The organism is Gloeocapsopsis sp. IPPAS B-1203 (assembly GCF_002749975.1).
GTDB lineage: Bacteria > Cyanobacteriota > Cyanobacteriia > Cyanobacteriales > Chroococcidiopsidaceae > Gloeocapsopsis.
In genome coordinates, this window is record NZ_PEIG01000009.1 from 59,491 (window position 1) to 73,536 (window position 14,046).

Here is a 14,046-nt window from a genome sequence, read left to right on the forward strand (position 1 = left end):
TTCATCTTTAGCCAAAGTAGTAAGATGATTCGTAAATGCGTGCCCATTCAGGTTTGTATGTTTGGAGCGATCGCACGTACTGCGCTCTTTCAAATGCACTTTGATCGGGAGAATTTTTCTGACTTAAAGTTCCTTGCAATTGCTGTAGCGATTCATACTCGTGTTCTGTCAGCCATTGCTCTAGTTCTCGCTCAATTGCGTGTAGGTGAAGAATGCCATGCTGCAAGAGGACTGAACACAGCATTGTCACATTAGCTCCTACCATCAGTAGTTTAACTACATCTTGCCCAGTGTGAATTCCACTTGTTGCAGCTAAGCTAGCGTTGATGCGTCCGGATAAAATTGCAATCCAGCGTAGCGGTAAGCGCATGGCTTGGGGTGTGCTTAATAGAACATTCGGCTCAACTGCGAGAGTTTTGAGATTAATATCTGGTTGATAAAAGCGATTGAACAAGACTAAAGCGTCTGCACCTGCATCATCTAATCGCTTTGCCATGTTTGCCATGTTGGTAAAGTAAGGGCTAAGCTTAATTGCCACAGGAATCGACACCGATGCTTTAACTGCTCGCAGAATATTAATATAAGTTTGCTCGATCTGCTCGCCCGTCACTTCCATATCGGTAGGAACATAGTAGACGTTGAGTTCTAGCGCATCTGCACCCGCTTGCTCAATTTGTCGAGCATAATTTGTCCAACCACCAACCGATGAACCATTAAGACTAGCAATGATGGGAATATTGACGTGTTCTTTAGCGCGACGGATGTGATTAAGATATTCTTCAGAACCACCGCGAAATGCAGTGTTGGCAGAAGTGACACTACTGTGCGTAAGATCGTAGGCTTCTTGGCGTTGTGAACGTAGTTGTTCCTCAAAAAGTGAATGCAAGACAATAGCAGCTGCACCTGCATCTTCCATCAGTTTGAGGTTATCAATATCTTCTGATAAGGGTGATGCTGCTGGAATCAATGGCGATCGCAGTGTTAACCCTAGATAAGTTGTTGTTAAGTCCATATATCAATGTTGATGTAAATTACCTGGTTTGCAGTTCGAGATTTGCAATTGAAACTCAGCTATCTATAGTTTCTTTCGTCACCCATCTACTTTTATATAAAAATGGTGTGAGGAAATTGTGATTTTTGTTGGCGCTCATAAGCTTGGCAAATAAATTTGCAGCTAAACAAACCTTATCCACCTCCGTGAACTTACTACTACCTAATAGTGTGCGGAGGCACATCTTTGTCTGTGTAGCCCCGACTTCAGTCACAGGGCACTTGCAATTCATGTAGCAAGTCTATTGTAGATTCAACGAACCGCGTAACAACATCACAGTGCATTTTGCCCGACTAGCGATCATAGCCGGAATATTGCCTTTAATGGTTTGTTGCAGTAATCCTTCGCGGCTTGCTCCCAGCATGACAACATCAATATTGTCTTTTTCAATTAAATCGAGCACGCCATCAACAACAGAAGAAGCTTTCACCGGAGTTGCAACAACTGTAGCCACAAAATGACGTCGCCGAATTAAATATTGCAGTGCTGTTTTCAATACTTTCATATCAGGCTGAGTTTCTGACAGGGAAAAAATCTGACACAACCGAACGTAAGGCGCACTACCTATACTAATTAACCCAGGCAGTAGTTTAACTGCTACATTTGCATTAGGACCACCTGCCATTGGGACAAGCCAGCGATTAAAATTTGGAGAAGCTTGCTCCACATCTTGTAATAAAGTTCCAGTATCCGTGTCTTGAATGGCTAGATCTTTAGCTGCACTGGATTCTTTAACCTTTGAACCTGCTCCAAATCTTACCAAAATAACATCACACGTTGCTTGCCGAATTAAGGTATCAACAACATTGCCAAAAACTCTACCTGGAGTAATTGTTTTTCCTTTCCAACCCATCAACAATAAATCGATGTGGCGTTCTTCTACGGTTTCTAGAATTGCTTGCGACACATCATGTGCAACGCGAATTTGCGTATGAATCGGAATATTCCATTTTCTTGCTAAAATTTCAGCTTCGCGCAACAACCGCCGACTTTTTGCGGTACTCACTTCAGTTTCTGCAGGGGAACTACGGCGAGGAACGAGAATAATTTGCAGACACTCTAATTCATAATGACGTTCGCGGGCGATCGCTGTTGCTAAATGTAGTAAAGAAACAGCAGTTTGAGGATTTGCTAGTGGAACAAGTAACCTTCCTCTCCCAATACTCGGCGATCGCGTTTGGTAAACGACATAAGAAGGCTGTGGTTGTGGTCCAATTTCGCGTGTTTCGCCATTCAGCTTATCAGCTTCTGCCCGAATGATATCAGCCCGCGTGATAATGCCAATTAGTCTTTTGTTTTCAACTACGGGTAAACGACTCAAATTAAACCGATCTAACCGATACAACACCTCACTCAAACTATGCAAAGGATGAACTGTTACTGGTTGAGGTGTCATGATTTCGCTTAACAGCGTATCTCCAGGAAGTTCTAGTTCTCGTGCTTTAGCCAAATCTGCTTGCGTGACAATGCCAACTAATTTACCTTCATCAACGACAGGAAAACCGCGATGTTGAGAACGCGAGAATGCTTGTATAGTTTCATCTAAACTCAATTGTGCGGCTAACGTTTCCACACGTGGTTGCATCACGTCTTTAGCTTTGAGTTCAATTAAAAGTCCTTGAATAGGACCTTCTTTTGGCAGACGAATGCCTTTTAATTCCAAAAGTTTGTCATATAATGAGCCAGGGAAAAACTTATCTGCAATCAGGTACGCTGTCACTGAACCGATCATTAACGGCAACACCAAGTTGAAATCTGTTGTCATTTCAAACACAATGACAATCGCCGTAATCGGAACCTTGGAAACTACACTAAAAAATGCTCCCATTCCTGCTAGTGCGTATGTCGCTGGCGAACCAAATCCAAATAAACTTTGTTCAGCGACACCAACGAGATATCCTAAAGACGAACCCAAAATTAGACTCGGTGCAAACAATCCTCCAGGTGCGCCTGAACCAAAAGCAACGAGCGTTAGCGTAAATTGCGCAACAAAAGCGATCGCAGCCAAAGACCAATCTGCGCCTCCTGTAATCAAAAACTCGCGTAAACCTGTATTATCTCGAAAAGTAGCAGGTAAGAACGCAACGACTAAACCAGAAGTTCCACCAGCGATCGCCATTCGTAGTGGTAAACTTAAGCGCGATTGATTGTAAAATTTTGTGCTAGCAATAATTCCTCGGTTAAACAATGAACCGAGGACTCCTGCTAAAAGTCCTAATAACAAAAAAAATGGCAGTTCTGCAAGCGAGAAACTTGTTTGAGATGCTGTTAAAACAAGATTCAGTTGTAAAGTTCGCCCCCCTAAAATCCGCGAGACAACCGCACCAATAAACGAGGCGATAATTGCCGTACCTAGAGTTAATCCCGATAAATCTTGCAGTAACTCCTCAATCACAAATAATACCCCTGTAATGGGGGCATTAAATGCTGCTGCTAATCCTGCACCTGCACCCGCCGCAATCATTTGTCGTCGATGTTCTGGAGATGTGGGAACCCAGCGACTAAATTGTGCAGCTAAAGCCGCACCGACATGAACAGTAGGTCCTTGTCTTCCTAAAGTTAACCCTGAACCTAAAGCAATTGTTGAAGCAATAAGTTTGACTAAGGCTTCGCGTAGCGATAACTTAACAGGTGCATCTGCAAGACTCGCCTTCACTTGCGGAATTCCACTTCCTGATGCTTCAGGTGCTAAACGGTCTAAAAGGAACCCAGCAATGTATCCTAAGAAAAAACCAATTCCTGGTAGAATCAGCCATGCTGGAGCTAAGCTAGCAGTTTGAACTCGCCATGCACCAATCCAGCCGACTCCAACTCGCAGTACGATAGCAGAAAAGGCGGCGACTAATCCGATTAAACAGGCTTCAGCGATCGCTAAGCGACGGCGCGGTAATAGCCATTTACGGAAGGGCTGAACTGACATTAGGGGTGAAGGTAATAAACACTACTCACTACAACCACGATAACCAAGAAGACCAGCTTTGGACGATGTTTGCCAGTTCAGTATAACCGCCTGCACCTGGGTGATAGCCATCATTTGCTGCGGCTTCTTGAAACCAAATCGTTGAAGATTGCAACTGAGTAAAAGTATTTAAATATGCAATGTCTATTTTTTGACAAACTTGAGCATATTCTACGGATAAACGCGCAATTCTATTATTTTGTTCGCGATCTGGTGTTGGTGGTGGTCCTACCATTAACACAGGAAACATTTGCTTTGCAGTATTAAGAATATGAGATAAGTTCTCAATAGATGTGGAAAAATCAACACGAGTTTTACCATTTTCTAGCGTCGTGTCATTTACACCAAACGAAAACACAACGCGGCTATCAAATTCTGAACTCAGGCGACAACTTGCTTCTGCTAACCAACGATTTTTGATTTCTGTACTAGTTTGCCTGCGTACTCCTAAGTTGTAGTAGGTGATGTCATGTCCTTGTTGACAAGCCGCAGCACAGATTCTTCCTGCCCAGCCCAGACACTCTGGATCGCCAGTACCATTGACAAAAGAGTCTCCAAAAAAGCAAATGCGCATAGTATCAAAAATGTGACTAGTGACTAGTGGCTAGAAAAAAACTAATCATTAATCGCTTAACCTTTACCTGTAGTTGATAGTCCCTCGACAATCATAGACGGAGTGTAGCAACTTCCGTTCCAATCAGCGTCGCCACCAAGCGCGACTAATTGTTTGAGTGCTGTATACACATTGCCAGCAACCATTGTATCTTTGACGCGCCCTAATACTTGACCGTGTTTGACACGATAGCCTAAGTCAACATTAATGGAGAAGTCGCCAGAAATGCTACCACCACCACCTAGCATTTGATCGACAACGATGCCATCATCGAGCTTAGCGATTAAGTCAAGCAGTGAACCAGAACCAGGCTGAATTAGTAAGTTAAACATTCCTGGCGTGGGGTAACTTCCTAACCCAGGGCGAAAGCCATTACCAGTAGAAGCAATATTTAGTTGACGTCCGGTTGTGCGATCGCAGTAAAACTGCTGCAAAATACCATTTTGGATAAAAACGACTCGTTGCGTAGGCGTACCTTCATCGTCAAACGGGCAACTATAAGGTCCTGCTTCAGGATCTTGGTATAAAGTTAAAACAGGAGAAATCACTGGTTTACCTATGCGATCGCTCCACGGAGAAGCTTTTTCAAGAACACGCTTGCCATTTAGTGCTGCTTGTAAAGTTCCCCAAAGCATATCCGCAGCTTTAGAGGTAAATAATACAGGAACTCTCCCTGTGGGAGATGCGACATTTTCTGCTGCCCACTCTAGGCGTTGGATAATTTGCTGGGCAATTTTTTCGGGGTGTAAGCTACCGCGTTCGGTTTGTCCGTCAGAGACACTCAGAAAATCATCGCCGCGCACCCACTCGGCAGATAAATAGCAACCCAAAGTGGTATCAGTATAGTAGCAATCTAATCCCAAAGAGTTGACTAGTCGGGTTGTTTCGACATCACTATCCCACTCAGCACTCATCAACACTTCGGGGTAGGCATCCCGAATGAGGGCGATCGCTTGTTTTCCCCAATGAATCAGTTGTTCGACACTGACAGCTTCACCCAAGTCAGGATAAAGGGATTGCGAATGACTCTCAATTTCAATTGTTTCAGGTTCATTGAGTTGACTCAGCGCTAAAGCGCGTTCTACTAAGGCTTGGGGTTCTACAGAACCATAAGCAACGGCGAGTCCTGGGCGTCCGTTACGCCACAATCGCAAGGCGGTTCCTTCGGCTTGAGTACTTTCTAGCTGTTTGAGGCGATTGGCTTCAAAAAAAATTGGTCGAGAAAGCGATCGCGATTGATACACTTCAGCTACCTCAGCTCCTGCTTTTGCACAGAGATCGAGTAGTTGTTCTGCAAGTGTTGAGTGTGGCAAATTTTCAGAACCCATGACCGATGCTGAGTGTGGAAGTGATGATGAACTATGAAGCACAAGCACGATTAGTTATTGCTAGTACTTTATATAGCTCTGCAACCAATTTACGGCAGATTGGGTTCTTGTAATAGCCAAAATCCTGCAAAAGCTTCTACTTCTGGGTTTGATTGAACTGCCAAAAAGTGTACTCCGTTAGCTTGTTGCTTAGCTGTTTCAAAGTTTTTAGCTTCTGCAATTGCCTTGGGATCTTTGAAGTTTGCCAAGATCCAACTTTCAGTAACGCCAGTTTCTAAGAGGAGTTGTGGTGTCTGTTGGTTGTCAAATCTAATATTGGCTAATTCTAAACCTGACATCCACCCTGCTAGAGGGACTGCACGAGGAGAAAACACAATAAGTCCAGGAATTTTTGTTTCAGGTTGAACGCCAGTTATTGATAGTGGGAAAGCTTCACTAAATCCAATATCCCACTCTGGCATTTCAGCAAACGCCGCAGCTTCTAGAGAGACAAATGCCCATTGTTGCCCAATTAAGGCATCGGGTAAACGTTGTGGTAAAGGGACTTCCATGCGTACCGAAGGATTTGTTGCTGCTTGATATCCAGGTTCTTGCGGATAAACTTCCTCCATACGTTGTTGCAGCCATTGATTTAATGCTAGTGTCCGACGACTAAGTTGTGCAGGAATTCCCAAGTCTTCACAGGCTTTAGCGATCATGTTGTTCATCTGACGCCGGAAGAAGCGAAACTTGACAGGAGTAGTGTTTGCGTCTTTGATGGCTTCTTCTAGTGCAGTGCGCAACCAAACTGAGTTAACTTGCGTACTCGGACAATACTTGGCAAAGCGAAACAGTGAATTAGGTTCTGCACGAATATCCGTAAGACTTTCGCATACTAAAACTTCCCAAATTTTTTTTTGGTTTTCATCCAAAATTGGACGCGAGTAAAAATCAATTTCCCAGATATTGCCCATGCCTTGCCGTAAGAATATGGCTTACTTGATTAGATCGTACAAGGTAATGCAGCGATCGCGCTGATTGGATTTTTCTTTACTCTTTTCAGATCAAAGCTGAAACTGCTCTCTTGAATCTATATAGAATGTTGTATGTACCGCACCTAGCCAAAATAATTGTTATTAAAGTGCATAGCATATATGGCGTCACCGGATAAATCAGGATATGCCAAAAAATCGGATTGCCTCAACTAGCCTACTTATCCTGTTATTTTTCTCAGGCTTTGCTGCACTTGTTTATCAAGTACTATGGGTGCGCGAGTTAGGATTGCTATTTGGCAGTACTGCTCAAGCAGCTGCTTTAACTATTGCCATTTTTTTTACAGGGCTTGCCTCTGGAGGTTGGTTTTGGGGTCGTCGCGCTCCTCATACCTCTAGTTTGCGCTGGTTTGGGTGGGTTGAAATCGGAGTGGCATTAACTGCACTAGGGCATTTCGCTCTTGTTGATGTCTATCATGCGCTGTATCCCATCTTCTACGCTACAGTCGGTCATTCTCCAATATTAGACACGCTAGTCAAAGCTATCATTGCCGCAACTTTGCTGCTACCTGCCTCTTTTTTAATGGGTGGTACTTTACCACTGATGGTGCAGCATTTGGTACGTCATCCAAATCAATTGGCAACTGTTGGTACTCAACTCTATGCTGTCAATACAGCCGGTTCAGCGTCGGGGGCGTTAGCAACTGGGTTTGTTTTACCTCTGCTGTTAGGGTTTCGTAATACCTATCTACTAGCAGTGAGTTTAGATTTCACAGTTGGGTTATTGGCGGTGTTACTAGCTAGTACAAAGACAGAAAAGTCAAGCATTTCATCGGATTTGCAACAGAAATTTAATTCTGATACTAAAATCCCCAACCGATCGCCTCATTTATCCTTACCTAATCCTCTGGTTTGGGCAACGGCATTTTCTTCTGGATTTGCCACTCTTGGAATTGAAGTGATTTGGACAAGGCTGTTTTCTCAAGTATTACAGAATTCTGTTTATACTTATGCCCTTGTTCTCTCTACTTTCTTGCTTGCTCTCTCGTTAGGAGCAGCGATCGCTAATGCTCTTTCGCGGTTGCATCGTCCTGCTCCACCACTGATTCTATGCGGGTTATTGCTGCTAGCTAGTAGCGCTACAGCGGTTTCTCCGTGGCTATTTTATGAGGTGACTGATGGATTCACTTACTTGGGACGGGATCTCAATTGGGAAAGTTATTTATCTGCGATCGCCAGCGTAGCAGGATTAGTGATGTTGCTACCTGGAATGATATTAGGGGCAGTGCTACCTTACTTAATGAGAATACTAGAAACCGATCCGCGACAGCCTAGTGAGCAAGTCGGACGACTGATTGCTGCTGATACCACTGGTGCTATTTTAGGATCGCTGAGTGCAGGCTTTTTGCTGTTGCCGCTACTCGGAGCATGGCGAAGTTTATTGCTACTGGCTAGCATTTACTTGGTAATTGTGGCGGCGATCGCTTTGCTTCGCACCACTATAATTCGTTTAGTTGTCGCGGGAGTTTTAGTGACTGCGGCAGTTCTCTTGACTGGAATGAATCTGCAAGCGCTGCAAACAGTGCCTATTGGAACTCGTGCCAATGACCGAATCGTAGAGATACAAGAAGGCTCTCATGCCACAGTTGCAGTAGTTGATACATCTAGAGGCGGACGAGCTATTCGAGTTAATACGTATTACACGCTGGGTAGTTCGCGTAATTTGCACTTCGAGCAAAATCAAACTGTCGTACCAATGATGACTCATCCCAAGCCTGATTCAGTGTTCTACTTGGGAATGGGAACAGGGATTACAGCAGGTGCTGCTTTGGCGTTTCCAGTCAAGCTTGTGGTGTGTGAGTTGTTACCTGAAGTTGTTTCTTTATCAAAAGCTCATTTTACGCCTTGGACGAGAGGACTCTTTGAAGATGAAAGAGTGACAGTTCATGCCGAAGATGGACGTAACTGTTTAAGCCGCAGCCGCGATCGCTATAACTTGATTATTAGTGACTTATTTACGCCCTGGGAACGGGGTACGGGTAATCTCTACACTTTGGAGAATTATCAAATTGCCAAGGAACGCCTAGAGCCGGATGGTATCTTTGTGCAGTGGATTCCGCTTTATCAAGTATCGCAGCAGGAGTTTGGCATCATTGCTCGTACGATGGCAGAAGTCTTTCCTCAGGTGGTGATGTGGCGTGGCGATCTAGCACCTAGTCGCTCTATAGTGGCATTAATTGGGCAAAAACAGGCACAGCCACTCGATCCCCAAGTGATTGCTCGGCATGGACGCTATCTGATGAATCAGTTAGAGGCGATCGCTACTCCTACCTCCGATGAGGCTTTAACAGCCCTTTTACTCCGGTTGTATGTTGGTAACATTACTGCAAGTAAACTATTCGACAATTACCCGATTAACACTGACGATTACCCTCTAATTGAATATCTTGCACCGCGAACTCATCGACAGGTACAAACTGGCACAGCGCGTTTTCTAGTTGGCTCTGAGCGAGAACATTTGTATCATCAGATCCGTTCAGCTGTCAATCCAGAAGCCGATCCCTACCTTGTTAACCTCACTTCAGCACAATATGGCTACGTGAATGCAGGTCACAATTACTCTCGATATGCCCAGTTGTCAGCACAGGGTAGCAAACAGCAGGCTCGCCCTTACCTAGAAAAATTTCAAGTACTCTCGCCATCTGATGAGCTTCAGGATTTATCTCCAGCTAGCGTGCTGTTGAGGCGTTAGCACTTTGACAGTCTGCAAAATGAAGTTCGATTACCTCAGTGCAGAGGAAGCAGTGCAGGGGACGGTTCATAAGTTTTTTTATAAGCTTTGCAATGCCGTGTATTTTTGTGCAAAGTTAATTACTGAATTATGCTAACTATTTTTCTATTTCATTCGATCAAACTTGCGGAAATATTGATTATTTTACTTGATATTTGCTCTTATTATTCATATTAAATCAAGTAGAAAGTAACTATGACAAACACAGCAAAAATTAATAATAAAAAGCTTTAGATGAATTAGTAACCAATTTTTATAGTTTTGCAATTTGCTATTTATCATTAATTACAGCTTTCTTAGTCACTAGTATCATTGGCACAATTTAAGACAATAAGTCACAATTAAAAAAGGAGAACAAAATGTCATTAAACCACCATTCTTGGGAAGAAATAACAGACAAAGATGAAATTGCAAAAATTTTAGATGATATCAACAACCAACCTCTTGAATTTGCACCACAACAAGAAGTAGATATTCATGGCGAAACAGTGGAGAAGTTTGTTGAATTGGTTCTTGATTGTGGGTGGGCGTTCATCTCGGATGAATCAAGTCTATATGATTTTGGTTTAATTGATGATGTCACAAAGTTAGAAGCAAAAATTAAAGAAGTTTTTGGAGTAGATGTGTCTGATATTGAAGATAAAAACTTGTTGAAAATCTTTGAGCGAATTGACAGTAGTAAACCTCTTATTTAATGTGTCATATATCAACTACTTTCCACATTCCCGACTCAAGACGATTTGCCCATTGGTAAGACGATATGCGGCTTGCGGTTCAATAATTGGATCTCCTATTTTCCAAGGACGATGTGTAGAAGTGCGATCGCTTTCTACACCGCGCACATCTCCTGTGGGATAAGATGACACCGCAGCATCTCCAGGACGATTGGGTAAATTACCTGTACCTGTTATAGTGAATGTTCCGCTGCGATCGCTGCGTGCAATGCAACTATTGGCGACTAAAGCATTTGTATCAATGGTGTTTTCAGGTAATTCTGTAAGACTATTTTGCAGAAAGCTGACATCTGGGATTGTGACAACTCCCGATACTGCACCAGTGGCGTTAATATCAGCGCGATCGTTGTTATTTAAGAAGTTATTTGCAGAATCTGGTTTGACTTGTGAAGAAGCTGAATTAAAACTATTACCAAAGTAAGCAGGAGTATTGAGAGTAATATTTCCACCTCTCCCTGCTTGAGCAAAAGTAAAGATATCGCTATCATCAAAGGCAATTACTGCACCAGATGTTATTTCGATATTACCGCCGTTAGCATTGCTACTAGCTCGTGTAGAAATATCGCTGTTGTTGCGGAGGATTAGGCGATCGCTAATTTGTAGAGTAACATTACCACCAGATAAATTATTTGAGACTTCAGTTGAAGGTGTATTTAACGCAAGTATAGATGAATCGCGATCAAGAGTAAAGGAATCTGCACTGACTTTAATGTTTCCAGCATTCCCTACTCCAAAAGAACTTGCATTTAGCCTAGCGTCATCAGCTATCAAGACAGCATTTGCTTCAAGTTTAATATCGCTACCATTAGCGATCGCACCTGGAGACACGGTAGTTGAAATACCACTGTTCAAACCTGTAACAGAAATAAAATCAACAGCTTTGATTGATACAATTCCCGATTCACCTGTAGTGTTAAGTAAAAATGCTGCTTGTAATTGAGCACCCTCAGTCAAGAAAATATTTTTAGCCGCGATCCCTATATTGCCAACTTTTCCTGCTGCTGACGTTCCGTTAAGCTGTCCTATATTGCTACTTACTATGCTTCCGTTTGCCGCAGAAAAAGTATTATTGGCTTCAAAGAAAATATTTCCTGCGTCTCCTATTCCTCCATTAACAGTAGCTACTCTAGCATGATCTTCTAAAACAATACGATCAGATTTAATTGTAATATCTCCTGCATTTCCTATTCCCAAAAAACTAATATTGCCACTAGGAGGAGGAAGATTACCTCTAGTTACACTACTACTGATGAAACTTTGCTTTATCAAAAAATGTTCAGTGGCATTAATCCAAATATTACCAGCGTTTCCTTTTATCAAGCTATCAGTATTAAGCGCAGCATTATTGATTAGCGATACGTTTTTGGCAGTAATACTAATATCTCCGCCGTTTCCTTCAGCGTTCACAAATACTACACTACTAATATTGCCTTCATCTAAAATAATGTCTTTTTGTGCTTCAATCCTGACATTACCAGCGTTACCTTGACCATCACTTGTGCTAGTTATTGTACCCTTATTACTAAGTCTCAAATTTCCAGTAGCAATTTCAATTTTGCCACCATTACCTACAGCATTTTGAAGCACGCCACTAGAAATCTGACTAAATAAATCTGCGCCTACTCTGCTACCTTGACCATCAATAAATACACTATCTGTAGCTGTAATGCCAATGTTACCTGCGTTACCTCTACCACTACTGTCAGTTCCTATGAGAGCGCCATTTATGAGAGATAAATTTCTAGTAGTAATTATGATGTCTCCTGTATTACCTATTCCCCCCTGAACAGAGGTAATAATAGAACTGAGTAAGTTGTTTCTAAATTTTGCTTCTCCATCCAATAAGATATTATTACTAGCATTTATCGTTATATTTCCTGAGTTACCTTCGCCAGAGATAAAGCTAGTGATACTACTGCCATTAGTAAGAAGAAGATTCTCAGTGTCGAGATGAATGTTTCCTGCGTTACCTACACCTTTTTGATCAATAAAGCTAGAAATAGAACTAATAAATGGTTCTGAACTTCCATCAACAAAGATAGTATCATTTGCAAAAATATCAATATTACCCGAAGTTCCTTTTCCTGAGTTGAAGCTGTTAATAGAACCGCCATTAGTCAGAGAGATTTTTTTCGCACTTATGATAACATCACCTGTACTACCAGAGCCATTTTCTCCAATTTGGTTCTTAATTCCACTATTTGTGATTAGTAAATTGGTAACTAAGCCTTTACCATCAATAGAGAAATTATTGCTAGCCTTAATATCTATATCTCCTGTCTTACCTGTGCCATTAAGTGTAGAAAGTATATTTGCTCCGTTGGTTAAAGAAAAATCATTTGTAGCAATCTCTACTTTCCCTGCGTTACCTACACCTTGGTTAAATACACTATTATAAATACCGCTAGAAATACCATTTTGATTTATTCCATCAAAAGTAACCTTATCGCTAGCATTAATAATAATATCTCCTGCTTGAGCTTCGGGAGAACCCAAACCTGATGCAATACCAGCGATCAAAGCGCTTCCTTCTTTCAGCTCTAAATTTTTGCTATTAATTGCGATCGCACCTCCTCTCCCTGCAAGTACATTGACAACAGCACCTTGATTGAGAAAAACATTGCCTCTTTCTACATTTTCAGGAAAACTCAAACTTCCATCACTATTAATATCAATGATTCCTGGCTTTGATAATCCTCCTAACTCGACTCTTCCTCCTGGTGCAAATATGATTCCACCTGCTAAATTAACGTCGCCACCTATTAAAGATAAGTTTTTTCCTGGTTGCATCTGTAAACCAAATACCGACTGATTAACAATTGCACCTGGAGTATTCCCAATCTGCAAACCAAGAGGAACTTTAATTTCTAAAATTAGTTTTTGTGGATTAATTGCGCTAAATTCTCGACCATCCTCAAATAATATACTTTCAGCAGTAGTTGCTACAAATGAACCCTTAACATCTAGACTGGCATTTTTCCCGAAAATAATACCGTTGGGATTGAGTAAATACAGATTAGCATTTTTTAAAACGCCCAATCTTCCTAAAATTTGAGAAGGATTGTTACCCGTAACTCGGCTGAAGATATTCTCGATTCCTTGAGGATTGACAAAATAAACTGCTTTACCTTCACCAATATTGAATTCTTGAAAACTATGTAAGAGGTTAGTACCGCGAATTGCTCCGCCTCTAATAAGATCGATATTTTCATCCACTGAATTAACAATAGAGGATTCACTACCCAAAGTAGAATCGGGCTGAACCTGTGCGACGGATACTTCAGATAATGCAATCGCACTACTTATTATTAAAGAATTAGTTAATCCAAACAGCCAAAATTTATTCAGCCAAGCTTTTGTCATTATAATGGCTTCCTTTGCAAAGCAATTTAAATTGAATACACATTACTAATAAAGCAAGTTTCTAGATCGCTCACATAACTAAGCTATTTTTTTTATATTCTTGATTCTTTCATTTGATTTCAATAGCAATTACTGCCAAAACTTTAGTTGAGAATATATCGTTCTGATAGGTATTAAATAGTAGGACAAAAATAGCGATCGCTCTTAAGCAAATATTTAGTTTTTATCAATTTACG

Annotated in this window: 8 protein-coding genes; 2 read left to right on the forward strand and 6 right to left on the reverse strand. The window is 41.7% G+C overall.

The features are described 5' to 3' along the window. Window positions 1-7: 7 nt before the first annotated feature. The 5 genes from CSQ79_RS16490 to CSQ79_RS16515 all read right to left on the reverse strand — a co-directional run bounded on the left by CSQ79_RS16490 (window position 8) and on the right by CSQ79_RS16515 (window position 6,904). Window positions 8-1,012, reverse strand: coding sequence for a dihydroorotate dehydrogenase-like protein (locus CSQ79_RS16490; RefSeq protein ID WP_099702260.1), 1,005 nt, complete (start codon window positions 1,010-1,012; stop codon window positions 8-10). A 280-nt stretch (window positions 1,013-1,292) separates the two neighbouring features. After that, window positions 1,293-3,971, reverse strand: coding sequence for a chloride channel protein (locus tag CSQ79_RS16500; RefSeq protein WP_099702262.1), 2,679 nt, complete (start codon window positions 3,969-3,971; stop codon window positions 1,293-1,295). 28 nt (window positions 3,972-3,999) lie between these two features. Then, window positions 4,000-4,584, reverse strand: a complete 585-nt coding sequence (locus CSQ79_RS16505; RefSeq protein WP_099702263.1) for a GDSL-type esterase/lipase family protein — start codon at window positions 4,582-4,584, stop codon at window positions 4,000-4,002. A gap of 56 nt (window positions 4,585-4,640) precedes the next feature. Further along, window positions 4,641-5,951, reverse strand: coding sequence for a TldD/PmbA family protein (locus CSQ79_RS16510; RefSeq protein ID WP_099702264.1), 1,311 nt, complete (start codon window positions 5,949-5,951; stop codon window positions 4,641-4,643). An 89-nt stretch (window positions 5,952-6,040) separates the two neighbouring features. Continuing rightward, window positions 6,041-6,904 (reverse strand): Tab2/Atab2 family RNA-binding protein, encoded by an 864-nt coding sequence (locus CSQ79_RS16515; protein WP_099702265.1) that lies wholly within the window; start codon window positions 6,902-6,904, stop codon window positions 6,041-6,043. A 205-nt stretch (window positions 6,905-7,109) separates the two neighbouring features. Between CSQ79_RS16515 and CSQ79_RS16520 the strand changes: the two genes are divergently transcribed. Both CSQ79_RS16520 and CSQ79_RS16525 read left to right on the forward strand, forming a co-directional pair. After that, complete coding sequence (locus tag CSQ79_RS16520; protein ID WP_099702266.1) at window positions 7,110-9,674, forward strand: fused MFS/spermidine synthase; 2,565 nt, start codon at window positions 7,110-7,112, stop codon at window positions 9,672-9,674. A gap of 398 nt (window positions 9,675-10,072) precedes the next feature. After that, window positions 10,073-10,408 carry a hypothetical protein gene (locus CSQ79_RS16525; protein WP_099702267.1) on the forward strand — a complete coding sequence of 112 codons (336 nt, stop codon included), beginning with the start codon at window positions 10,073-10,075 and terminating at the stop codon, window positions 10,406-10,408. 15 nt (window positions 10,409-10,423) lie between these two features. Here CSQ79_RS16525 and CSQ79_RS16530 read toward each other — a convergent pair whose 3' ends face one another. Then, window positions 10,424-13,810 (reverse strand): two-partner secretion domain-containing protein, encoded by a 3,387-nt coding sequence (locus tag CSQ79_RS16530; RefSeq protein WP_099702268.1) that lies wholly within the window; start codon window positions 13,808-13,810, stop codon window positions 10,424-10,426. Window positions 13,811-14,046 lie beyond the last annotated feature (236 nt).